This is a genomic window from Zunongwangia sp. HRR-M8 (genome assembly GCF_027594405.1).
Classification (GTDB): domain Bacteria; phylum Bacteroidota; class Bacteroidia; order Flavobacteriales; family Flavobacteriaceae; genus Zunongwangia.
Map to the genome: position 1 here is coordinate 3,152,627 of NZ_CP115161.1, position 23,811 is coordinate 3,176,437.

Annotated in this window: 26 protein-coding genes and 2 tRNA genes; 14 read left to right on the top strand and 14 right to left on the bottom strand. The window is 35.0% G+C overall.

Annotated features, from left to right (window positions below; genetic code table 11):
- Positions 1-152: 152 nt before the first annotated feature.
- From PBT89_RS13635 to PBT89_RS13645, 3 genes are all read left to right on the top strand, one after another.
- Positions 153-719 carry a hypothetical protein gene (locus PBT89_RS13635; protein WP_270062369.1) on the top strand — a complete coding sequence of 189 codons (567 nt, stop codon included), beginning with the start codon at positions 153-155 and terminating at the stop codon, positions 717-719.
- Between the two features lie 7 nt (positions 720-726).
- Positions 727-1,389 (top strand): peptide-methionine (S)-S-oxide reductase MsrA, encoded by a 663-nt coding sequence (gene msrA, locus PBT89_RS13640; RefSeq protein WP_270062370.1) that lies wholly within the window; start codon positions 727-729, stop codon positions 1,387-1,389.
- A 178-nt stretch (positions 1,390-1,567) separates the two neighbouring features.
- On the top strand, positions 1,568-3,052 hold the full coding sequence (locus tag PBT89_RS13645; RefSeq protein ID WP_270062371.1) for a potassium/proton antiporter: 1,485 nt from the start codon (positions 1,568-1,570) through the stop codon (positions 3,050-3,052).
- Between the two features lie 10 nt (positions 3,053-3,062).
- Here PBT89_RS13645 and PBT89_RS13650 read toward each other — a convergent pair whose 3' ends face one another.
- On the bottom strand, positions 3,063-4,418 hold the full coding sequence (locus PBT89_RS13650; RefSeq protein WP_270062372.1) for an FAD-dependent oxidoreductase: 1,356 nt from the start codon (positions 4,416-4,418) through the stop codon (positions 3,063-3,065).
- A gap of 254 nt (positions 4,419-4,672) precedes the next feature.
- Between PBT89_RS13650 and PBT89_RS13655 the strand changes: the two genes are divergently transcribed.
- From PBT89_RS13655 to PBT89_RS13690, 8 genes are all read left to right on the top strand, one after another.
- Positions 4,673-4,918: a hypothetical protein gene (locus tag PBT89_RS13655; protein ID WP_270060348.1), complete on the top strand. Its 246-nt coding sequence runs from the start codon at positions 4,673-4,675 to the stop codon at positions 4,916-4,918.
- 112 nt (positions 4,919-5,030) lie between these two features.
- On the top strand, positions 5,031-5,687 hold the full coding sequence (locus PBT89_RS13660) for a flavin reductase family protein (protein WP_270062373.1): 657 nt from the start codon (positions 5,031-5,033) through the stop codon (positions 5,685-5,687).
- Entirely contained in the window at positions 5,684-5,827 is a 144-nt protein-coding gene (locus tag PBT89_RS13665) for a DUF2256 domain-containing protein (protein ID WP_270062374.1), read from the top strand. Before PBT89_RS13660 ends, PBT89_RS13665 begins: the two co-directional genes overlap by 4 nt.
- A 1-nt stretch (position 5,828) precedes the next feature.
- On the top strand, positions 5,829-7,118 hold the full coding sequence (locus tag PBT89_RS13670; protein ID WP_270062375.1) for a DASH family cryptochrome: 1,290 nt from the start codon (positions 5,829-5,831) through the stop codon (positions 7,116-7,118).
- Complete coding sequence (locus PBT89_RS13675) at positions 7,103-8,650, top strand: cryptochrome/photolyase family protein (RefSeq protein ID WP_270062376.1); 1,548 nt, start codon at positions 7,103-7,105, stop codon at positions 8,648-8,650. The genes PBT89_RS13670 and PBT89_RS13675 overlap by 16 nt, the downstream gene beginning before the upstream one ends.
- Positions 8,651-8,813: 163 nt before the next feature.
- Positions 8,814-8,969: a lmo0937 family membrane protein gene (locus PBT89_RS13680; RefSeq protein WP_270060343.1), complete on the top strand. Its 156-nt coding sequence runs from the start codon at positions 8,814-8,816 to the stop codon at positions 8,967-8,969.
- Between the two features lie 126 nt (positions 8,970-9,095).
- Positions 9,096-9,797: a hypothetical protein gene (locus PBT89_RS13685; protein WP_270062377.1), complete on the top strand. Its 702-nt coding sequence runs from the start codon at positions 9,096-9,098 to the stop codon at positions 9,795-9,797.
- 237 nt (positions 9,798-10,034) lie between these two features.
- Positions 10,035-10,577, top strand: a complete 543-nt coding sequence (locus PBT89_RS13690) for a hypothetical protein (protein ID WP_270062378.1) — start codon at positions 10,035-10,037, stop codon at positions 10,575-10,577.
- A gap of 10 nt (positions 10,578-10,587) precedes the next feature.
- Here the strand turns inward: PBT89_RS13690 and kynU are convergent, their stop codons facing one another.
- Positions 10,588-11,865 (bottom strand): kynureninase, encoded by a 1,278-nt coding sequence (gene kynU / locus PBT89_RS13695; RefSeq protein WP_270062379.1) that lies wholly within the window; start codon positions 11,863-11,865, stop codon positions 10,588-10,590.
- Between the two features lie 140 nt (positions 11,866-12,005).
- On the opposite strand from kynU, the gene PBT89_RS13700 reads away from it, so the two are divergent.
- Positions 12,006-12,650, top strand: a complete 645-nt coding sequence (locus tag PBT89_RS13700; RefSeq protein WP_270062380.1) for an O-methyltransferase — start codon at positions 12,006-12,008, stop codon at positions 12,648-12,650.
- Here the strand turns inward: PBT89_RS13700 and PBT89_RS13705 are convergent.
- From PBT89_RS13705 to PBT89_RS13740, 8 genes are all read right to left on the bottom strand, one after another.
- On the bottom strand, positions 12,647-13,204 hold the full coding sequence (locus PBT89_RS13705) for a phosphatase PAP2 family protein (RefSeq protein ID WP_270062381.1): 558 nt from the start codon (positions 13,202-13,204) through the stop codon (positions 12,647-12,649). The two genes, PBT89_RS13700 and PBT89_RS13705, sit on opposite strands and share 4 nt — an antisense overlap.
- A gap of 13 nt (positions 13,205-13,217) precedes the next feature.
- Positions 13,218-13,502 carry a Sec-independent protein translocase subunit TatA/TatB gene (locus tag PBT89_RS13710; protein ID WP_270061418.1) on the bottom strand — a complete coding sequence of 95 codons (285 nt, stop codon included), beginning with the start codon at positions 13,500-13,502 and terminating at the stop codon, positions 13,218-13,220.
- Between the two features lie 88 nt (positions 13,503-13,590).
- Complete coding sequence (locus PBT89_RS13715; protein WP_270062382.1) at positions 13,591-15,894, bottom strand: M1 family metallopeptidase; 2,304 nt, start codon at positions 15,892-15,894, stop codon at positions 13,591-13,593.
- 57 nt (positions 15,895-15,951) lie between these two features.
- Positions 15,952-16,458, bottom strand: coding sequence for a DUF6702 family protein (locus PBT89_RS13720; protein ID WP_270062383.1), 507 nt, complete (start codon positions 16,456-16,458; stop codon positions 15,952-15,954).
- 88 nt (positions 16,459-16,546) lie between these two features.
- Entirely contained in the window at positions 16,547-17,338 is a 792-nt protein-coding gene (locus tag PBT89_RS13725; protein WP_270062384.1) for a hypothetical protein, read from the bottom strand.
- Positions 17,328-18,077, bottom strand: a complete 750-nt coding sequence (locus PBT89_RS13730) for a hypothetical protein (RefSeq protein WP_270062385.1) — start codon at positions 18,075-18,077, stop codon at positions 17,328-17,330. Before PBT89_RS13730 ends, PBT89_RS13725 begins: the two co-directional genes overlap by 11 nt.
- Positions 18,078-18,092: 15 nt before the next feature.
- A complete protein-coding gene (locus PBT89_RS13735) occupies positions 18,093-18,908 on the bottom strand; it encodes a hypothetical protein (protein WP_270062386.1) in 816 nt (271 codons plus the stop codon).
- 125 nt (positions 18,909-19,033) lie between these two features.
- A complete protein-coding gene (locus PBT89_RS13740) occupies positions 19,034-19,843 on the bottom strand; it encodes a hypothetical protein (protein WP_270062387.1) in 810 nt (269 codons plus the stop codon).
- Positions 19,844-19,955: 112 nt separating this feature from the next.
- Between PBT89_RS13740 and pepE the strand changes: the two genes are divergently transcribed.
- Together pepE and PBT89_RS13750 are read left to right on the top strand one after the other, a co-directional pair.
- Positions 19,956-20,663 carry a dipeptidase PepE gene (gene pepE, locus PBT89_RS13745; RefSeq protein WP_270062388.1) on the top strand — a complete coding sequence of 236 codons (708 nt, stop codon included), beginning with the start codon at positions 19,956-19,958 and terminating at the stop codon, positions 20,661-20,663.
- Positions 20,664-20,665: 2 nt separating this feature from the next.
- A complete protein-coding gene (locus PBT89_RS13750; protein ID WP_270061417.1) occupies positions 20,666-21,580 on the top strand; it encodes a glutaminase in 915 nt (304 codons plus the stop codon).
- A gap of 142 nt (positions 21,581-21,722) precedes the next feature.
- Here the strand turns inward: PBT89_RS13750 and rpsT are convergent, their stop codons facing one another.
- From rpsT to proS, 4 genes are all read right to left on the bottom strand, one after another.
- The gene (gene rpsT, locus PBT89_RS13755; RefSeq protein ID WP_270060330.1) at positions 21,723-21,974 is read right to left on the bottom strand and encodes a 30S ribosomal protein S20; all 252 of its coding nucleotides are present in this window, start codon (positions 21,972-21,974) and stop codon (positions 21,723-21,725) included.
- A gap of 29 nt (positions 21,975-22,003) precedes the next feature.
- Positions 22,004-22,075: transfer RNA gene (locus PBT89_RS13760), tRNA-Glu, on the bottom strand.
- 64 nt (positions 22,076-22,139) lie between these two features.
- A tRNA-Glu gene (locus tag PBT89_RS13765) sits at positions 22,140-22,211 on the bottom strand.
- Between the two features lie 84 nt (positions 22,212-22,295).
- Positions 22,296-23,774, bottom strand: coding sequence for a proline--tRNA ligase (gene proS / locus PBT89_RS13770; protein ID WP_270062389.1), 1,479 nt, complete (start codon positions 23,772-23,774; stop codon positions 22,296-22,298).
- Between the last annotated feature and the right edge of the window lie 37 nt (positions 23,775-23,811).

Below are 23,811 nucleotides of genomic sequence, written 5' to 3' on the forward strand. Positions count from 1 at the left end.
TCAAAAACTGCTTAGAGATATTCGATATTTCTAAGCAGTTTTTTTATGACCAAATTTCAATATTGAAAACAGCAACAATATTGATTAACAAGTATTTCACAATAAAGCAAGCTTAAAAACTTAACTTTACTTGGTAACTAACGCAAAAATTTATGATAAAGAAATCTTTTATAATCTTTTTCGCTTTACTGGCTTTTGCCTGTAAAAATGAAAATAAAGAAAATTCTACAAATCCTGACGTTAAGGTTGAAAGTAACGAGCGAGAAGTAGATAAAGAAAATGATATTAATCGCTATGATAATATTGATAATCTTTCAGATTCAATAGACACTTCTAAAACTAATAGCGCTGCCGGAGAAATTTCAGGGAGATATACTAAAGAAGATAAGTTAGATGAAGCGTGCAACTGTTATTGCATTGAAGTAAGCCTTACCGGAAATTCTGAATTCTGCCTTCAGCCAAATCAAATTTATATTAATGTAAGATTTGAAAAAGAGGATAATGTTTACTACGCTTATTATGTAAGCCCCTCTTCTAAAAATAAAGACAAAAATTTACCTTGGGAAGATTTTTCTAAAGACGATCCTATAGCAACACTAAATCCTAAAAAAGATGGATTGGAACTTGATTGGATAGGCTTTAAAATTGATGGAAAAATCGCTACAGATTATGCCATCTTTGGAAAGAAAACATTAGAAGGTAATTTTACAAAAAACTAAGTAAAACATGAAACGATTTTTTTTAACAACTATAAGTTTGGTTCTTTTTGCCTGCGGAAATAATGCGCAAAACAAAACAGTTACCAAACCTGAAATAGCGAATGCAGATCCCGTTGAGGTTCCTTCAGAAAATGGACTAGAGAAAGCCTATTTTGCCAGTGGTTGTTTTTGGTGTGTGGAGGCAGTTTACGAAAGCGTAAAAGGTGTAAAAGAATCGATTTCTGGCTATTCAGGAGGACATACTAAAAATCCAACCTACGAGCAAAGTAATACCGGTAGGACGGGCCATGCGGAAAGTGTAGAGATTATTTATAACCCAGAAGTTGTGAGTTTCGAGACATTAGTTCGTGTATATTTTGGATCGCAAAATCCTACACAGGTTAATGGACAGGGACCAGATCACGGTTCGCAATATCGCTCTATTATATTTTATCAAAATGAAGAGCAAAGGAAAACAATAGAAAAAGTAAAAGCTGAAGTTGCCAAGAATTATGACAAACCGATTGCAGCTGAAATTTTACCTTTTCAGAAATTTTGGGTGGCAGAGGATTACCATCAGGATTACGAAAAAAATCATCCAGAAAATCCTTACATACGCAACGTTTCTATACCAAGAATCAATAAATTCAAACAAAAATTTCCCGAGCTTTTAAAAGAAGATGCGCATTAGAATTTAGAGAGATTTAAAATTCAAGCTACCCGAAATTATTTATTTTAGGTAGCTTTTTCTTTTTCTAATAATAGTTCTATGACTAACTATTTAAATTAAATCTTCATTACAAGCATACCAATATTTGATCCCGACTATCACGTAAAAGTGTATTTTTGCTGAAAAATTATATTATTCCATGAGCATTACCATCGAGAACATTCTTTTAGTAGGTTCCCTCCTACTTTTTATTAGTATACTTGCTGGTAAAACTTCTTATCGATTTGGTGTTCCCACATTGGTTCTATTCCTTTCTGTAGGTATTTTAGCGGGAAGTGAAGGTTTGGGAGGTATTTATTTTAACGATCCAGAAATTGCTCAATTTATTGGTATTGCTTCTTTAAATTTCATCTTATTTTCGGGAGGATTAGACACTAATTGGAAAAGTATCAAACCTGTTGTCTGGCAGGGAATATCATTATCTACTTTTGGCGTATTATTTACAGCACTTGGCGTTGGTACTTTTGTTTGGGCGATAACCGATTTTTCAATTTACGAAGGTCTGCTACTAGGAGCTATTGTTTCCTCTACAGATGCTGCAGCAGTTTTCTCAATTTTACGCTCAAAAAATCTTGCGTTAAAATCTCACTTGAGACCAACTTTAGAGCTAGAAAGTGGTAGTAACGATCCTATGGCTTATTTTTTGACCATAGCATTTTTGGGACTGGTACTAAATCCTGAAGAAAGTATTTGGACTATAATTCCTCTTTTTATTCAACAAATTTTAATTGGTGGTTTATTGGGTTTTATACTTGGCAAACTGTGTAAAATTGTAATCAATAAGATAAAATTAGATTTTGACGGATTATACCCTGTCTTAGCCATTGCGCTAATGTTTATCGTTTTTTCTGTTACCAACTTTATGGGTGGTAACGGTTTCTTGGCGGTATATTTAAGTGGAGTTTATTTAGGGAACCAAAACCTTATCCGTAAGAAAACAATCATGCAAATGTTTGATGGTCTTGCATGGCTAATGCAGATCGTCCTTTTCCTCACTTTGGGATTATTAGTTTACCCAAGCCAGATCGTTCCTGTAGTAGGTATTGGCATTATAATTTCACTATTTTTAATTTTTATAGCACGACCACTGGGAGTATTTATTAGTCTCAGTTTTTTTAAGATGAAAATGAGACGGCGTTGGTATGTAAGCTGGGTAGGTTTACGCGGTGCTGTTCCTATTGTTTTCGCCACTTATCCTCTTTTAGCCGGTGTAGATAATGCAAATTTTATTTTTAATATTGTTTTCTTCGTTTCCCTTAGCTCGGTGATCATCCAGGGAACAAGCCTCGCTATAGTTGCAAAATGGTTACATGTGGCTTTGCCCAACAAAGTAAAACCTAAAAGCCAGGTAGAAAGTTTTTTATCTGAAGGCGCTAAATCTGTACTGAGAGAAATTCTTATTCCTGAAAAGAACCATGCTGTAGGCAAACGTATTGTTGATCTTGGATTTCCTAAAAAAGCTATTATTGCTATGATTTCGAGGAAAGAACAATTTATCACTCCAAAAGGAACAACAGAAATTGAGGCCAATGATATTTTGATTGTTCTTAGTGAAGACGATCGTACAATGACTCAGGTTTACAATACCTTAGAACTAAAAAATGATCATGAAGAAATAGAGTAATTCTTAGATACTATACCGGAAGTTCTTCGCCTAGTAATTCTAAAATTTTATGCTCTACTTCAAGAGTATCCCATTTTCCTTCAATATTAGGAATATTCATTATCTCTTTCATTATTGCTTCCTGTTTATCACCCGTTCTTAAAGCTTCAGCATAAGAGTGATTAGAAAAGGTTACTCTGGAGTATAACGGAACCCAGGATTCCGGGTGATTTTCAGCAAATTTCTTTTCAATTTTTTTCTGAAGCAAAAATTTAGGATCGGCCGTTTTGCTACTCATTTCAATAAAATTACGGTAACTTAATTCGGCAATGGCATCAGCATTCGGTTTTCTTGCAATTTCGTATTCAGAAAATATTTTTCGCCAATCATTCCCATGTTTTTCCATTTTATCAAAAAGCACAGAAATATCTTCAAATCCGGCATTCATCCCCTGCCCGTAAAACGGTACAATTGCATGAGCTGAATCTCCTATTAGTGCAACTTTATCACCATATCGCCATGGAAAACATTTTATCGTAACCATGGTACTGGTTGGATGCGTAAAGAAATCTTTTTTTAGGTTAGAAATATCTTCTTTGATATCAGGAAAATATTGTTCAAAAAAAGCCTCGGCCTTTGCTTCGGTATCAATACTCTCAAAAGACACTTCTCCTTCAAAAGGCATAAAAAGTGTACAGGTAAAACTACCATTTAAATTAGGCATGGCGATAAGCATAAATTTCCCTCTGGGCCAAATATGGAATGAGGCATTATCAAGTTTATGAGAACCGTCTTTATTAGCAGGAATGGTAAGTTCTTTATAACCTACGTCTATAAAATGTTGCGAATAATTAAACCTGCTTTGGCGCTGCATTTTATGGCGAACTCTAGAAAAAGCGCCATCTGCCCCAAAAATTAGATCAAATTCATATTTTTTCCAGGGCTCAGTTTCAGCATCACCGGTATAAAGTGTGGTTTGCTTCATATCGATATCCCAAACTTTTTCTTTAAACTTAAAAACAGTACCGGCTTCTTCTGCCAGGTCTATCATTTTTCGATTTAAAATTCCGCGGGAAATAGAATAAATAGCTTCGCCATCTTTGCCATATTTCTGGAAATACAGCGGCTTATCATTTACGTGCATTGCCCTTTTATCTAAAGGCAAGGCCAATTTACGAACCTCATCTTCCAAACCAATCCTCCGCAAGGCATCCCAACCGCGATTAGACATAGCCAGATTTATCGATCTACCTGAGAATTCTACTTTACGAACATCTGGACGACGATCAAAAACGGTAACCTGGTGACCTGCTTTAATTAGATAAATTGCAAGTAATGAGCCTACAAGACCAGAGCCTACAATTGCAATATTTTTGGATTGTTGCATGGATTTTTTTGAAGTACGGCAATTGTTCTATTTCTAAACAAACGCGGTTAGGTTACAAAAATACAGATATTTTATTAATAGGCCTTTTGCTTTTGCATTTACGTAACACTTAGCAGATTTACGTTTGCTTTTCCACTACTCCATTGAATGAAATAACTCATAATCTTTCATTAAATCGATACTAAAATTGGTTAATAGACAGATATCAGAACATTATAAATTATAATTTTAAAATCTATCTAAAATTAAAAATTATGGATCAAGCAAAAATTGATAATATGCGTTCGACTTTAAATAAGCTCGAAGACATAAAAAATAGCCAAGAAAGCATTATCGATAAAATTAACCATGTGATCACAGATCTTTTTGAGCATCCAGATAAAGAGCTAGAAAAAGCAATGGAAAGTGCGCATCAAAAATCGTCTGACAATGTTGAAGCCGTTGCAGAAGCTATAGAAGACTTTGAAATGAAAATCAATCAGCTAGAAACACAGGATTAATTTAAAAATCCATTAACAGCCAATAAAAAATTGGATTAGTAACTTGAGGTCAGTTTAGAGAAACTGACCTCTTTTTTTGTTTAAAAATCACATTCTACAAAATAGCTTTCTTATGAAACATGTAAGCGCAAAAGAAATCGAAAATATGGAGAAAATCTTTCGATTAAATCTTATAAATAGTATTACCGGCTATAAAAGTGCCAATCTAATCGCTACAAAATCTAAAGATAAAGGTGTAAATGTAGCCGTATTTAGTTCGGTTACACATCTTGGAAGCGATCCTGCACTGTTAGGCTTTATTACTCGCCCCGATACTGTACCTCGTAATACATATAAAAATATAAAAGACAACAAGTATTTTACGGTAAATCATATTCATCAAGACATGATTGCCAAGGCACATCAAACCGCTGCTAAATACGATGAAGAAGTTTCTGAATTTCATAAAACCGGCTTGGAAGAAGAATATTTAGATGACTTTTTTGCGCCTTATGTAAAGCAATGTGCGGTAAAAATTGGCTGCGAATATGTAAACGAATACCAAATTGAAGAAAACGGAACGGCACTAGTTATCGGTGCTATTAAACATGTTTATTTTGACGAAGGCATCCAAACACCAGATGGTTGGTTACGATTGGAAGATGCCGGTACAGTTGCCATTAATGGTTTAGATGGTTATGCCCTGCCAGCGCTTTTAGATCGATTTCATTATGCAAGACCAGGCCAGGAAATTAAAAGCTTTTTTGATAACAATGAGCCTAGAGATTGAAAAATCTAAAGAAAGAACATCTTCCGCAAAAGATCTGCCCAGTTTGCAATAGGCCATTCAGTTGGCGTAAAAAATGGGCTGAAAATTGGGAGGAAGTTAAGTATTGCAGTGAAAAATGGCGCCGAAACAAAACAAAATAACATGGGCACAGGACTAATCTGGTTTGAAAATAATTTAAGAATTAAGGACAATAAGGCATTAGCTGAAGCTTGCAAAAATCACGATCGCGCAATTGCTATTTATTGTTTTGATCCCAGAAAATTTGAAATCACTAAATATGGCTTCCCAAAAACTGGAAAATTTAGAGCAAAATTTCTAATTGAAAGTATTATTCAACTTCAGGAAAATCTAGAGAATCTAAATATAAGTCTTCTCACCTTTCAGAAAAAACCGGAAGAAATTATTCCTGAAATTGCCGAAAATCATAAAATTGAAGCCATTTATTTTCAGGAAGAATGGACTTCAGAAGAAAGCAAAGTTATTGAAGCGGTAAAAAATAAACTTCCAAATACCGAATTTCGATCTTTCTACACTCAATTTTTATTTCATCCTGATGATATTCCGTATAACGACTTCAGTGTAATTCCGAAAGTCTATACAGAATTTCGAAAAAAATGCGAGAAACAGGTGGAAGTCCGAAAAGAAATTGAAATTCCGCAGCAAAAACCAGACAGTAATTTACTAAAAAATACTTCAGAAATACCGAATCTTGATCAATTAGGATTTGAAGAATTTCAGCAGGATTCCAGGACGGCTTTTCCGTTTAAAGGCGGTGAAGACGAAGCCTGGAAAAGAATTCAGCAGTACTTTTGGGACACTAAAAAGCTTTCAGAATATAAACAAACTCGGAATGGACTACTGGGTAAAGACTATAGTTCTAAGCTTTCTGCCTGGTTGGCAAACGGAAGCATTTCTGCAGTAAGTATCTATCACGAAATCAAAAAATTTGAAAAGGAAATTACCAAAAATGAAGATACGTATTGGTTGATTTTCGAACTTATCTGGCGAGATTTTTTCAAATATATTTCTTTAAAACATGGTAATTCAATCTTTAAGCTCGGCGGAATTCTGAATAAAGAATTAGATTGGAATTTCGATAAAACCAATTTAAAAAATTGGATTAATAGCGAAACCAAAGAAGATTTTGTAAACGCGAATATGAAAGAAATTGCCGCCACCGGATTTATGAGTAATCGTGGTCGCCAAAATGTAAATAGCTACTGGGCAAAAGAACTAAAGCAGGATTGGCGAGCCGGTGCTGCATATTTTGAAAGTGTTTTGATCGATTACGATGTGCATAGCAATTGGGGAAATTGGATGTACAATAGCGGTGTCGGGAATGATCCGCGTGATAGAAAATTCAATATCAAATCTCAAGCAGATCGTTACGATCCAAATAACGAATACCAAAATACATGGCTTCAACATTAAAAAGACTCCGGCTAATTTTAGGCGATCAGTTAAATCATCAACACAGTTGGTTTAATGAAGAACAGGATAATATTGTGTATATTCTGATGGAAATGCGCCAGGAAACCGATTATACGGTGCATCATATTCAAAAAGTGGTAGGTTTCTTTTTAGCAATGCGCAATTTTGCTGATCATTTAAAAGAGCGTGGTCATGAAGTTATTTATTATCGTACTAACGATAAGAACAATCAGCAAGAGCTAGCCAAAAATATAAAACAATTGATTGCTGAAAATGATATTGAAAAGTTCGAATATCAATTACCCGACGAATATCGCTTAGACGAGCAGTTAAAGGAAATCTGCAACTCACTTTCTATAGATTCTGAAGCCTACGATACCGAGCATTTTTTGACTAAACGTGATGATCTTGAAGTATTTTTCAAGGGCAAGAAGCAAATGACTATGGAGTATTTCTACCGCGATATGCGAAAGAAATACGATATTATGATGGCTACCAAAAACGATCCTGAAGGTGGAAAATGGAACTTCGACAAATCGAACCGCAAAAAATGGACAGGAAAACCTGAGATTCCGCATGAGCGTGGTTTTAGAAAAAATGTTTCAGCTTTAGTTAAAGAGATTGAAGAAGCCGGAATCAAAACCATAGGCAACATTGACGAGAAAAGTTTTAATTGGCCAACGTCTAGAGAAGATGGTCTTTCTGTTCTAAACTACTTCTGTAAAAACCTTTTAATTCATTTTGGGGATTTTCAGGATGCGTTGCATACCGATAAAGCTTATCTTTTTCACTCCCGACTTTCCTTCTGCATGAATACGAAAATGCTAAGCCCAAAGGAGGTTATTGATTCGGTTGTTGGATATTATTATGATCATATAGATGAAATTGATATTTCTCAGGTGGAAGGTTTTGTGCGGCAAATTTTAGGTTGGCGAGAATATATGCGTGGTATTTATTGGTTAAAAATGCCGGGATATCGCAGAAGTAACAAACTCGATAACCAAAATGAATTGCCTCCTTTTTATTGGAATGGGAATACTAAAATGAATTGCTTGCATCACGCTATTACCCAAAGTTTAGATAATGCGTATGCGCATCACATCCAGCGCTTAATGATTACCGGTAATTATGCGTTGCTTACGCAGTGCCATCCTGATGAAGTTGATGCTTGGTACTTAGGGATTTATATCGATGCGATTGAATGGGTAGAAATCACCAATACCCGCGGAATGAGTCAGTTTGCCGATGGTGGAATAGTTGCCACCAAACCCTATGTTTCTAGCGGTAGCTACATTAATAAAATGAGTAATTATTGTAAAAATTGCCATTATAAAGTAAGCAAAAAAACAGAAGAAGATGCCTGCCCATTTAATAGTTTGTATTGGAATTTTCTAGATGACAAGAAAGAATACTTCAAAAACAACCAACGGATGAATATGATGATGAGTTTGTTAGAAAAGAAAGATGCTCAAGAAATTACTAAAATTAAAGAGCGTGCGGCCCAAATTATTAAAAACCCATCAGATTTTTAACAAACGAGTTAATTACGAGTTAAATAGTTTTAGTGGATTGTGCTTTTATCTAAATTAGCTTCAACTAACTGTTAAGAAAGCATTTAATGCTTGCTAACTAACCAAAAAAATTAAACAAACAATTAACTAACGTGGTTGCTAAGCCACCAAAAAACCAACTGAAATGAGAGATTTAATTTGGCTAATTATTGTGTTACTAGTTATAGGATGGCTTGTAGGTTATTTTGCATTTCCAGATTTAGGAAGCATCATACATATCCTTATTGTTATTGCTGTAATCTTGATATTGTATAAATTACTCACAGGACGTAGGTTATAATTCAACTACATTTATAAAATCCACAAACCTCTTGATCTTCAAGAGGTTTCTTTTTTTATCGCGCTATTTAATTAAAAATCTAATTGATTGTTTTGTATCTTTATTGGCTACGCTAAACATTAAGAGATGAAAAAAATTATTCTACCCTTTCTATTTGTACTAAGTATCGTTGCATGTAAAAATACCGAAAATGAAAATACTTCTTCGGAAATGGATACTGAAACTACTGAAGTAACCGCATCAAATGAAAAAGAAGGTATCGGCAAAACCATAGCAATGGCTAATGGTTTAGATAAATTTGAAAAAGCTGAAGAAATTGAGTTTACCTTCAACGTTAAAATTCAGGATTCCCTTCGAAGCTCTCGACACTGGAAATGGAATAGAAAAACAAACGAGATTAGTTTAACCGAGGGCGACACAACTCTTAGCTACACTAAAAACGACTCTATCCCTCAAGATAAAAAAGAGATTGATCAAAAATTTATAAATGACTCGTATTGGCTATTATTTCCTTATCAATTAGTATGGAGCGATGCACAACTTACTGAAGAAAAAGAAGTCGCTGCACCTATTAGCGGTGACACCCTTAGCAAATTAGAAGTTGCTTACAGCGATGACGGCGGATACACTCCGGGGGACACGTATGATATTTATTACGGAAATGATAATATGATCAAAGAATGGGTTTACAAAGCTGCTGCTGGCGATCGCCAAATGGCTACAACCTGGGAAGATTACGAAGAGTTTATGAGTATCCCAATTGCCAAAATGCATAAATCTGAAGATGGAAGTTTTCAGCTATACTTTACTGATGTTTCTATAAAATAAACTTCAATTTTTATAGAATATTAAAGCCAGAGATTTATAATTTTTCATATAAATCGCTGGCTTTTTTATTGAAATTGATCTTAGTTGAATTTTCGGACTGATTGTTGTTTTTACCTTCTTGTCAATCAGTTTCCTATGAAAAAACTTTTCTTCATCACGCTATAACTACTTTTCATTTTCACTTCCTGTTCTGAATTTGAGCATGAAAATCTTCAAAATCTCGAGCCCACTAAAAAATTGTATTCTAAGCGATTTTTAGAAATGCAGGATCAAAATTTGCCAATTATCGATCTGGATATTTTAGATAATTATTGTGATCTACGATCAATCCTTGATGCAAATAGCTGTGATGATCGTCTTTCTGCCATAAAATTTAAGGTTGAAAACAAACAATATCACCTTGTAGCTTATCATACCTGCCCAGATTTTCGAGGGGTATCCTGTTATTTTAGATCTAACTTTATTAGCATCTATAACGATTCTATTTTTGAAGATTATAAAACTAAGTTTTCCGTCGATCATTTAGACCTAAAAATTGATGAGCTCGTTAAAGACTCTCAACTTTCCTATAATATATGCCGTACAAGAAAAAATCTATTCTTTATCGACTATCCAGATTCAGCTAGAATTTCTGAAGTAAAAATCACATTAAAGAAACTATTTGAAGCCGGTGAAGAATTAGAATCTAAAATTCAAAAACCACTAATAAATTGGATGATATTTGATTTAAATATTCCTGCTCCACCTCCTCCGCCTCCAGTGTTACCAGAGTTGGAATAAGCTGTTTAGATCACTTCTCCAAAATCCCTCTTTTTAAGATCTGTCCAAATTCGTACATATCTTCATAAGAACAGTAGAAAGGTGCCGGTGCTAGCCGAATTACATTGGGCTCTCGCCAGTCTGGGATTACGCCATTTTTCATTAAGTAGTTGAAAAGTTCTTTACCTTCTCCGTGCAAAAATACAGATAGTTGTGTGCCTCGTTCTTCCTGATTTGCAGGGGTAATTACTTCAAAAGAACTATCGACCTCTTTATCGATTTCATGTAAAATAAACTCTAAGTAAGCAACGATTTTATTTCTCTTCTCGATAAGCGCATCCATCCCCACCTCATCAAACATTTCTAAAGATGCTAGATAAGGAGCTAAAGCAAGCACGGGAGCATTACTAATTTGCCAGGCATCTGCACCATCTTCCGGCTGAAATTCAGGTTCCATTAAAAAGCGACGCTCTTTGTTGTGCCCCCACCAACCTTCAAATCTTGGAATATCTTTTTGGTTATGATATTTCTCATTTACAAAACAACCCGATGCATTGCCGGGACCGCTATTCATGTATTTATAACTACACCATGCGGCAAAATCTACTTCCCATTCGTGCAATTTCAATTCAATATTTCCGGCTGCATGAGCCAAATCCCATCCTACAAAAGCGCCAATTTTATGTCCTGCTTCTGTAATAGTTTTCATATCGAAAACCTGCCCGGTATAATAATTCACCCCGCCAATTAATACTAAGGCGCACTCCTCGCCTACCTCTTCAATCTTTGCAAGGATATCTTCGGTTCTAAAATTATGCTCGCCGTCTCGTTTTTTTAATTCAACTATAGCATCAGACGGATCATAACCATGAAAACGAACCTGACTGGAAATCATATATTGATCGCTTGGAAAAGCTTTTTCTTCACAAATAATCTTATATCGCTTCTCTGTAGGCCGATAAAACGACACCATCATTAAATGCAAATTTACCGTTAGCGTATTCATCACAGAAATTTCTTTTGGCTTTGCTCCGACAACTTTAGAGAGTTTTTCAGCAAAACGCTCGTGATAATCCCACCATGGTTTTTCTGCTTGAAAATGACCTTCAACTGCCAAATTCCCCCAATCGGTCATGATCTCATTTACATAATTTTGTGCTGATTTTGGCTGTAATCCCAAAGAATTTCCGGTAAAATAAATAGCATCTTTTCCATTTATCTGCGGAAAAATAAATTCTTTACGATATTTTGCTAAAGGATCTTTGGCGTCTAATTGCTGAGCAAATGTGCGGGAATTTTCAAATTGCATGTGAATAGTAATTTTGGCTAAAATACAATTTAGCTTTACAATCTTCGTAAAACAATATTGAAGCTTTTGTGAATATTTAGAGTTGAAAATTGTTAAATAGCTAAGCCGTTTATTTTAGTATTTTTGCTGAAAATTTTTTTATGGAGTTTTTGTCTGAAAGCATTATTGAATATTGCGAAAATCATTCTGAAAAAGAACCTGAATATTTAGCAAAACTGAATCGGGAAACCCACCAAAAGGTTTTACAACCACGCATGCTTAGCGGGCATTATCAGGGACGCTTATTAAGTTTAATATCCAAGTTGGTAAATCCTAAGCACATTTTGGAGATCGGCACCTATACAGGCTATTCTGCACTTTGCTTGGCAGAAGGACTGCAGCCAGAAGGTAAATTACACACGATCGATATAAATGAAGAACTTTTTGACTTTCAGCAGAAATATTTTCAAAAATCAGAATTTAAAGATCAGATTATTCAGCATTTGGGAGATGCGACTGCTATAATACCACAATTAGACCTCAGCTTCGACCTGGTTTTTATTGATGCAGACAAGCCAAATTATCCAAAATATTTTGAAATAATTATGGAGAAAATGAATCGGGGCGGATTGATCCTATCTGATAATGTATTGTGGAGTGGTAAAGTTTTAGAGGAAGTGAAAAAGAATGATACTTCTACTGAAGCATTATTAAAATATAATAAAATGCTTGCTGAAGACGAGCGCGTTGAAACTGTAGTTTTACCGCTTCGCGACGGGCTTACCTTAAGTCGGGTTAAAAATTAATAAAATCGATATTCGTATTTCAGGTAGATTTTATAGAAAATCCAAGCCATAATTACTCCTACCAATCCTCCTACAAAAAGGTCTCCAGGATAATGCACACCTACAAAAATTCGGCTAAGTGAAAGCATAATTGCCCAGATATAGAGCAACCAAATCCATTTATATGTTTTTCGCAGCACCAGTATTACGAAGGTTGCCAATACAAATGCTGAAGAAGTATGTCCTGAAAAAAAGCTAAAATTAGTAGGCTCCTGAAGTATTCTTATAATTTGATTAATATCAGGATTATTATTAGGACGCATTCTACTTACCAAATGTTTAGTCAAAGAGGTAAGACCAAAAGTAGCAACCCAGGATAATAATAGAAATACAGAAGAATAAATAGCTTTCTTTTTATGAAATGCCAAGAAGAATAAAAAGAAAAATAGGATATATAAAGGAATCCAATGCCTAATTTGCGTAAACCAAATCCAGAAATTGTCGTATTCTTCAATTCCTAAACCATTGAGATATACAAATAATTCTCTATCCCACTGTTTTAGTTGATCTAACATTGAATAAAATAAATTAGAATTTGCGTCTTACAGAGCCGGTAATCTCATCGATATCTTCCTTAACCTTATCGATTTCACCTTTTACATCTTTAGTGATGCTTTTAGTATCTATTCCCTGTTTATCTGCGCTTTTGGTAATTTCAGTTTTAATATCATCTGATGCATTTCGCAACATCCGCATTCCTTTACCCATTCCTCGAGCAATTTCAGGAATCTTATCTGCACCAAATACCATCACTAGAATAAAGATGATAAATCCAATCTCTGCGCCACTAATAAATAACGGAAGTGTTGTCATCATATCAAAAACAAATATATATACAAATATCAGCATAAAAAAAGCCGACTCGTTAAAGTCGGCTTAAAAATTTATCAACTTTTTTTGACTATCCGTCAGATTTATTTTTAAACTCTTCAAACTCGTTAGGAGTTTCTTCTTTTGGCCAGCTATTATTGCTTAAATCAACATCTGCTGTTTCTAAATCTGGATCTACCACTACCTTGGTAATTTCTTTATTAGAAGCGATAGTTTTTACGACCTCGCTATCATTTTTCATCCAAACCTGTACAGGATATCTTTTCATCTCAGTAGAACCATCGGCATATGTAAGTTCCACAATTAAAGGCATCACTAAACCACCTGGCTTATTGAAGGTAACCTGATAGAAATATTTTGGCACTTCTAAATTATTACGCTCTTCAGCAGAAAAATTATCCATTACATAAGCATTAAGTTTTTCAGAATTTTCTAAAATGCTTTTACCTTCCATACTTTTCTCAAACTCTTCGTTTCCTTCTTCTACTACATAAATGGCATCAATTTCATCTGGATTAGCACCATAACGCTCTAAAAGTTCAAGCCCTTCTTTTGTTTGCTTATCGGTAACGTAGTATTTCTTAACATCTTCTACACCAATATCTGTATAATCTGTGCTGTAAAACCATCCTCTCCAGAACCAGTCTAAATCTACTGCTGAAGCATCTTCCATAGTTCTAAAGAAATCTTCTGGCGTTGGGTGTTTAAACATCCATCTTTGAGAATAGGTATGGAAAGCATGATCAAACAACTCACGCCCCATAACAGTTTCTCTTAAAATATTCAGCGCTGTTGCCGGCTTACCATAGGCATTATTCCCTAGTTGGTAAACCTCTTCTGGATTTGCCATAATTGGTGCAATAAAATCCTGGTTTCCTTTCATGTAAGGAACAATATTAGCTGGGATACCACGACGAGATGGGTATTTATCGTAACCTTCTATAGCTTCAGGATATCTTTCTCCAAATTCCTGCTCAGCTAAATATTGCACAAAGGTATTAATACCTTCGTCCATCCAACCCCATTGGCGCTCATCACTATTCACGATCATTGGAAAGAAATTATGTCCTACTTCGTGAATAATAACACCCATCATCCCAAATTTAACGCGGTCGCTATATTCTCCATTTTCGTCTGGACGACCATAGTTCCAACAAATCATAGGATACTCCATTCCTTGATTTTTAGCATGTACTGAAACTGCTTTGTGATAAGGATAAATAAAAGTATGATCTGAATAGCTCTCTAATGTAGAAGCTACTACTCTGGTAGACCATTTTTCCCAAAGTGGATTACCTTCTTTTGGGTAAATTGATACTGCCATTACATCGCTGTCGTCATTCATTTTAACAGCCATCATATCTAAGATAAATCTTCTTGATGTCGCAAAAGCGAAATCTCTAACCATATCAGCCTTGTATGTCCAGGTTTTTGTTTTCTTATCAAAACCTTTAGAAGCTTCTACCGCTTCTTCTTGTGTTCTAATAATTACAGGCTCATCGTAAGATTTCTTTGCTTTCTTAAAACGTTTCATCATGTCTTTAGTATAGACATCATCACGATTTTGAAGTTCTCCTGTTGCTTCCATTACATGGTCTGCAGGCACGGTAATATTAACTTCGTAATCTCCAAATGGAAGGGCAAATTCTCCACTACCCCAAAATTGCATGTTTTGCCATCCTTCAACATCGTTGTAAACAGCCATTCTTGGGAAAAACTGGGCAATTTCGTAAGCTCTGTTTCCATCCTCAAATTGCTCATAACCAGAACGTGCTCTATTGGTCACGTGATTGTTTACATTATACCACCATTTTACGCTAAATGTAAAGCTCTCCCCTGCCTCTAAAGGCTCTGGAAGATCGATACGCATCATTGTATTATTGATGGTGTACGATAATTTATCACCATCTGTTTTTACTTCCTCGATATTAAAACCACCATCAAAAGGTTGTTTTAAATATTGGTCTGCAAAACGACCAGTTTGAGCAACGGGAGCCATACCGCTAGATCCTTTTTCTAAAGCTGGAGCATCTTTTTTACGGATGTTTTGATCTAATTGCATCCATAGATACTCTAGTTTATTTTTTGAATTGTTGTGGTAGGTTATGGTTTCTTCGCCGCTTAGCTTTGTATTTTCATCATCTAAAACGATATCCATTTGATAGTCGGCTTCGTTTTGATAATAGGCTTCACCAGGCGCTCCAGAGGCCGTACGATACATACTAGGATCTCTAAACTCCTGGTATAATTGTCTAAATTTGTTTTGGTTAGTATGTCCCTGCGGTTTGGGGGTTTCTTGTTGCTCTTCCTGGGCGTTCACTCCTGTAATTGCAAACAATAAAAACGCTGAACATATCAGTTTGATTGTTTTCATGTATGATTAATTTGTTAAATATTGCTAAAAATAAATAATTTCTTCAGGGATAGAAGACTAATCGTCGAAATTTAACACATCGGTATCTGCATTTCTCATTAACATCAGGCTTTTAATATCATCTTTTACCTTCACATTAACCACGTTCTTTTGCTCATCAAACAGATCGGTTAGAATTGCATTCGTAATTTTTATTGAATTAAATGTCTCGACGTTTTCACCCTCAATAAATAATATTAGTTGATCCTTATCGTATTTTTTTCCTAGATAATGCAGTGCAATGGGTTTCCCATCTGCTGAAATTTGAAGTTTTGATTTTAGATATTTCTGAATCAATTTTTCTACAGGACCTTTTTCTGCTTCTACAGATAAAGTGATAGTTTCTTCATATCGTTGTTCTAAAACATCTTGAAAATCATCTATAAACACTTTTGAAATTATCTGCAGATCCTTTTTGTCTTCTTTATATTCAATTTCAGTGACACTTAAATAGAATTTATGTGAGGTCGCGCTTAAACAAAGGCATGCCAAAATAAGTGCTATTAAAAATCTGTATTTTTTCATTTCGATAATTTTACTTCAGAATAACAAATTTTAGTCCAAAGTACGAAGGTCACTATTTCCGGGGACTTTTTAAGATTTATGCTGAAATTTATCGATTTTCATTACTGCTTTCAAGCTTTGGAACATCGCCTTTCCTGCTAATTTCTTTAAAGTCTTCTGCCTGTTTTTCAAAATATGCAATCAACGCTAAGGTGTCATCTTCAGCAATTAATTTTTGAAGATTGCTATTATTATTCCGCGCACAATAAAACATAAAGTTTATTACTTCCCATTCCTCTAAGCCAAAGTCTTCAACAAAAATACCTTTTGGTATACTTTCTAATAGTTGGTAGGCTTCACCTTGTAATTCATAATTTTTCTGCGCTTTTTTCAAATACTTTAAATCCCCATTTAGCGCACCTATCAGCATTCCTAAACCGCCACCGTAAGATCCCATTTTTCGTTGTGCCATGGTTAGGTTTTTCCTAGGAGGTGGAAGAAATATAAGTGGCTTCACCTTAATATTCTGGATATCACCTTCTAAATTGCCGGTAAGTTTTATGTTATTAAGATGAACTGTTTCTAACCGATTTACTTCTTCTGTTAGCTCGATCTCCAAAAATCCTTTCGCTATAATTTCTTTGGTAATCACCACATATTTATTTTCAAACTGTACGGAAGAAAACAAGATACTATCATTTTCTTTTACGGTTAAACCAAACCTGCCATCAGACTCGCTAACGGTTCCCGTTTCAGCAGTAATATTTACGATATTCACAAAAGCTTCTCCTATCGAGTCGTTTACAATCTGCCCTGTTAAATCCTGTCGCTGCTGTGAAAATACAGCACTACAAAAGCAAAATAGTAGTAATAAAAAAAGTAAGATTCTATTATTTCCCATCAGTTTGTTTTTGGCACTCCAAACTTTTCTCTTTCATAAAAACTACTAGATCCCCCTTCCTGTCAAAATTAACAAGGGTATCAAAATAAGAATCTTCAGCACAGAAATAAAGAAAAAGCATTTGTTCGGTTTCTTTGATATTAATCGTTTTAAAAAAATCTGAAGGCAGCATCAATAAGGCTTTTTCAATCCTCGAATCGTAATCCATATTTGCCTTTATCTTTTTTAATTTTTGGCGATCTCCTGAAATTGTATTTAGTAACAGATTTGAAGGATCACCTCCTGTGGCGGCAATTTTCCGATCGATTAAAGAAGGGATATCTTGTCTAAGCTGGGGAGCATGAAGTTCGTATTTATCATAAAACTGAATTTTACTAAAGTCTTTACCTAAATCCCCCACTAGATTAGAGTTAGAAATATATACCTCTTCAAGTTGATTAACGCCCGGCACTAAAATAACTTCTAAAAATTTAGAAGCAATAATTGATTTTGTAATGATTACTTCTTTTTTTTGAAATTGAACAGAAGAAAATTGTAAGGTATCATTTTCACTAACCTCAACAACAAAGCGGCCTTCACGGTCATTAGTCGTTCCTTTATGGGCAGAAATATTTATAATATTGATAAAAGAATACTCTAAACTATCGGCAATAACTTTTCCCTCCAATGACACAGGTTGTTGGGCGGTAAGTACCGCTTGTGTAAAAAATAAAATAAAACAGATGATAATCTTTCGCACTAAAAACGTTTTAAATTAATTCGATATTAAAACATCATCTTCAGCTTTCTTATCCAAATTTTTAAGAAAAATCTTAGATTCCTTTTTATAAAACTCTAATAACTTTAATTTATTATCGGCAGTAAGCAATTCTAAATATTCTGGCTGAGAAAAGCAATGATTTAAAAATAGAAATAAATTCTTTTCATCTAGATTACAGGATTCAATAAGAAATGTTCTATGCAAGTCTAATTGAGTTTCTAGCGTGTTTTGCTCTTTAATATTTTTGTTCAGTTTTTTAAGCATTTTTGTTCTGCCACTCAAACCATTAATTATTGGGTCCAAAGGCACACTACCCAAAAAAATTGCGTACCATTTAAATCGTTTACCCCCGGGACCAGTTGTTGCAGTATAAAGTAATTTCTCTTCGTGACTAATCGGCATTTTTAATGACATTGGTGCATTAAGTGCGTATTTGTCATTTATTGGCATGTTTTTTAAATCTGAAGCTAAATTACCGGAAAGATTAGGAAGTTTAACTTCATCCAAAAGATTTATAGCAGCTTCTAAATACACTTCTAAAAATGCATTTTTGTAGACTTTCGAATTTACCACAACTATTTTCTTTTTAAACTGAACAGAAGAAAATAAGATGCTATCATTTACTGAAGCTTTAATCGTGAACTTTCCAGTTGCTTCACTAGAAGTCCCTCGCCCAGAAGTAAGATTTACGATATTGATTAAACTGGAATCCAAAGAATCTGCAACAATCCTTCCCTCGATAACTTTAGATTGTGAAAAAACCGAAGGACATATAGCAAGTAAAACGCTAAATAAACTAAGAAAACGCAATTAATTTTTGATTGATGATTACTAAATATTAAATCAATTCCATAGGTTTTTTACACCAATTAGAATAGACTTCTAATTTATATAACTAACATCGCATTAAAAAAGTACAATTAAATTAAAGAAAATCAATCAAGCGTATCCACTTTAGCATTAAGATAAGATTGATAGGCTTGTCGCTGTTCTACTAAAAACTGAATAATATCCAAGTCATTTTCCTCAGAAAGCATTTGCCCATCTAAACCATTATCGGCTGCAAAAAACACAAAGTCATTTACTTGATTGGCCTCTAGATTGAGTGTTTCTTTAAAAAAATCATTACTATACATTTCTTTAATTTCTTCGTCTAACTGGTCGTATGGAATTACTCTATAATCGGTATCTTTTTCGCCGTAGGTACCAGCTATAACTTTAAAAACATTAATAAGATTTAGCCCGTTTACCATATAGGTTCTACTGGATAATTCGGCTTGATTACGAACGGGATAACTGTAAGGCGTTACTATTTTAGGGGTTTCGAGCGTGGTAGTTTCTGTATCTGGTAACTTAGCCGGCGTTACCTTTATTCGATTAAGATCTACACGCACCGATCCTGTTAGACTCCCTTTTACGACATTTACTTCAGGAAGTTCATTTACCGCGACATTCACAGCGACATTCAACATTCCAGATTCTAACATTTCTTCAGTAACTTTAACTGAAAATTGCTCAAACTGAAGGGAAGAAAATACCAAACGATCATTCAAACCTGCATTAATTTTAAATTGTCCAATTTTGTTAGAAATAGTTCCTTTACTGGTAGATTCATTAAAAATGGTAATTCCATCAGGCTCGTCTGTTTCCGGAACGTTAATACCTCCGGTAATTTGAACACGATTGTCCTGTGCAAAAATGCTTGCTGAAATAAATAAAATTAGAATAGAAAGTTTTCGGATCATGGTTTGAAGGCTTTCTCTAAATTAAGAATTCCTTTATTAATATTCGTAATATGCCCCACGTAAACTTTTGTTAAAAGACTCTTTTCTATCTACTTTTGCTAAAACTATGAAAATGAAAAAAGCGATACTTGCCAGTACCTCAACGTTACACGGAGAAGAATACCTAGCCTATTTGACTGCACATTTAAATAATCTCTACGGAAAGGATAAAGAGGTCTTATTTATACCCTTCGCAAGACCTGGTGGAATAAGCCATGATGCTTATACAAATAAAGCAAAAGAGGCATTCAAAAAGGCAAATCTTGACTTAAAAGGAATTCATGAATTTGAAAATCCATTGGACGCTTTAAAAAATGCTGATGGAATATTTACTGGTGGTGGTAATACTTTTTTACTTGTTAGCGAATTGTATCGGTATGGAATAATGGAAACCTTGCGCCAAGTTGTTTTATCGGGCACACCGTATATGGGCACAAGTGCAGGAACCAATATTACCGGTTTAACTATGGGCACGACAAACGATATGCCTATAATTCAGCCAAAATCATTTAAAACGCTAGGTCTTGTTCCTTTCAATATAAATCCGCATTATCTAGATCCAGATACTAATTCAACACATAAAGGAGAAACAAGAGAAACAAGAATTAAAGAATTTCATCATATAAATACGCAACCTGTAGTTGGTCTACGCGAAGGAAGCTGGCTAGAATTAAATGGTAAAGAGATCACTCTTAAAGGGAAACTTTCTGCAAGAGTTTTTGAATGTAATAAAGAACCTTACGAAATAGAACCGGAAACCACCTTAACAAATCTCAATTAATGATAGATTATCAGCAAATTTTAAATACCATTCAGGAAGAAATGAGCTATAGGGATGTTAAAGGAAAGGTAGCTGCCTACATTCCCGAACTTGCCAAAGTTGACCCTAAAAAGTTTGGCATGCACCTTTATAGAAGTGAAAACGAAATTTATGGTTTTGGAGATCACGAAGAGAAATTTTCTATCCAGTCTATCAGTAAAGTATTTACCTTATCACTTGCAATTCGCAATTTAGGAAGTAAAGTTTGGGAACGTGTTCATGTAGAACCTTCCGGAAACCCTTTTAACTCATTAATGCAACTGGAGCAAGATAGAGGTATTCCTAGAAATCCATTTATCAATTCAGGTGCTTTGGTAATTTGCGACATTTTAGTTGATATTTTAGAAGATCCTAAACAAGAATTATTGGATTTTGTACGAAAGATTACAGGAGAAGACGACATCGAATATGATGAAAAAGTTGCGCAATCTGAGTTATCATCGGGGTATCGAAATATAGCTCTGGTAAATTACATGAAGGCTTTGGGAAACATAAAGTGTGACGTTGATAAGATTATAGATTTTTATTTCTACTCCTGTTCTCTAAGCATGTCTTGTAAATCTCTAGCCAAGGCATTTATGCTATATGCTAATAAAGGCGAGATTTTACGAACCGGCGAGCAAGTCTTAAACCCAAGTACAGTAAAACGATTAAACGCCTTGATGCAGACTTGCGGATTCTACGATGAATCTGGCGAATTTAGTTTTGAAGTAGGCTTACCCGGTAAGAGTGGAGTTGGTGGTGGTATAGCAGCAATCCATCCGCAACAGTATTCGGTTGCTGTATGGAGCCCTGTTCTTAACAAAAAAGGAAACTCTGAATTAGGAATGAAGGCTTTAGAAAGACTTACTACTTTAACAGGCTTATCGGTATTCTAATTTTTAAATACTGAAAACAACAAAAGCTCCTTCGCAATTAACGAAGGAGCTTTAATTTTTCCTTAAAGCTTAAGAATAAAAAAATGCTCCCCGATAAAGAGAGCATTCCTCTATAAATTGAACACTTATAAATAATTCTAAATTAAAGTGCAGCTACGTGTTTAGCTAGCTTAGACTTTAAGTTAGAAGCTTTATTTGTGTGTATTACGTTTTTCTTAGCTAACTTATCAATCATAGAAGCTACAGAAGGATAAAGCGTTTCTGCCTCTTTCTTATCCTCAGTTTCACGCAATTTCTTGATTGCGTTTCTTGTAGTTTTATGCTGATAGCGATTCCTAAGCCTTTTAGCCTCGTTGCTACGGATTCTCTTTAACGCTGACTTATGATTTGCCATTACAAATAATTTAATTAATTCTTTAAAAGTAGTCCGTAGGGGAATCGAACCCCTGTTACCAGGATGAAAACCTGGCGTCCTAACCCCTAGACGAACGGACCAAATATTCTCAATAATTTATGCCATTTAAGGCTTCACTACAACACAATCACTTGTGCTATTTTGTAGTCCGTAGGGGAATCGAACCCCTGTTACCAGGATGAAAACCTGGCGTCCTAACCCCTAGACGAACGGACCAACATTCTTTTTGTTTCAATGCGGATGCAAAAATACAACTTTTTTTAAATGCCGCAAATCTTCCGCAAAAAAAATTAAAAAAAATTAATAAGCCTTTGCAAAGAGCACTCTTCCTTTAGAAGGTTCTCCAGTTAAAACGCAGGCTCCGGCTTCTTCTTCCCTTTCAAAAGGCACACATCTAATTGTTGCTTTTGTTAAGCTTTTGATCTTATTTTCGGTTTCTGAAGTACCATCCCAGTGCGCAGATATAAAACCTCCCTTGTCTTTCAACACTTTTTTAAACTCATCAAAGCTATCTACTTTCGTAACATGCTCATCTCGGAAGTTTCTTGCCTTATCAAATAAAGCATCCTGAATTTCTTCCATTAAGTCTGATACTTTATCTACAACACCATCCATCTGCACAAACTCTTTAGTAAGCGTATCTCTTCTTGCAAGCTCCACGGTTCCTTTCTCCAAATCCTTAGGCCCAATAGCTAAACGTACTGGAACGCCTTGTAATTCGTATTGTGCAAACTTCCATCCCGGCTTCTGCGTATCACGATTATCAAATTTAACCGACACTCCTTTAGCGCGTAAATCTTTTACTAATTGATTAGCTACTTCTGAAATTTGATCTAATTGCTCTTCATTCTTATAAATAGGAACGATCACCACCTGTATTGGCGCCAATTTTGGAGGCAGCACTAAACCTTTATCATCGCTATGTGTCATGATCAAGGCACCCATCAAACGAGTTGAAACTCCCCAGGAAGTTGCCCAAACATGTTCCAAACCTCCTTCTTTAGTTGCAAACTTCACATCAAAAGCCTTAGCGAAGTTCTGACCTAAAAAATGAGATGTACCAGCTTGTAATGCTTTACCATCTTGCATTAAAGCTTCTATACAATATGTTTCTACCGCCCCAGCGAAACGCTCGTTAGCTGTTTTAGCTCCTTTAATTACAGGAGTAGCCATAAAATTTTCGGCAAACTCAGCATAAATATCATTCATCTGCTTTGTCTCTACCAGCGCTTCCTGTTTAGTAGCATGAGCTGTATGTCCTTCTTGCCACAAAAACTCTGATGTTCTAAGAAACAAACGCGTCCTCATTTCCCAACGAACGACATTAGCCCATTGGTTTATAAGAATAGGTAAATCTCTATAGGACTGTACCCAATTTTTATATGTATTCCAGATAACCGCTTCTGAAGTTGGTCTAACCACAAGCTCTTCTTCCAGCTTAGCTTCAGGATCTACGATTAATTTTCCTTTGTTTTCCTCATCGTTCTTAAGCCGATAATGAGTTACCACCGCACATTCTTTGGCGAATCCTTCAGCATTTTTCTCCTCGGCTTCAAATAGGCTTTTGGGGACAAAAAGAGGAAAATAGGCATTTTGATGTCCTGTTTCTTTAAACATTCTATCTAATTCAGCCTGCATTTTTTCCCAAATTGCATAGCCATATGGTTTTATTACCATACAACCTCTAACTGCTGAATTCTCAGCTAAATCTGCTTTTACAACAAGTTCGTTGTACCACTTCGAATAGTCTTGCGCTCTGCTAGTTAAATTCTTACCCATTATCTTTTTTTGGCATAAATATTGTATTTTAAAGTAT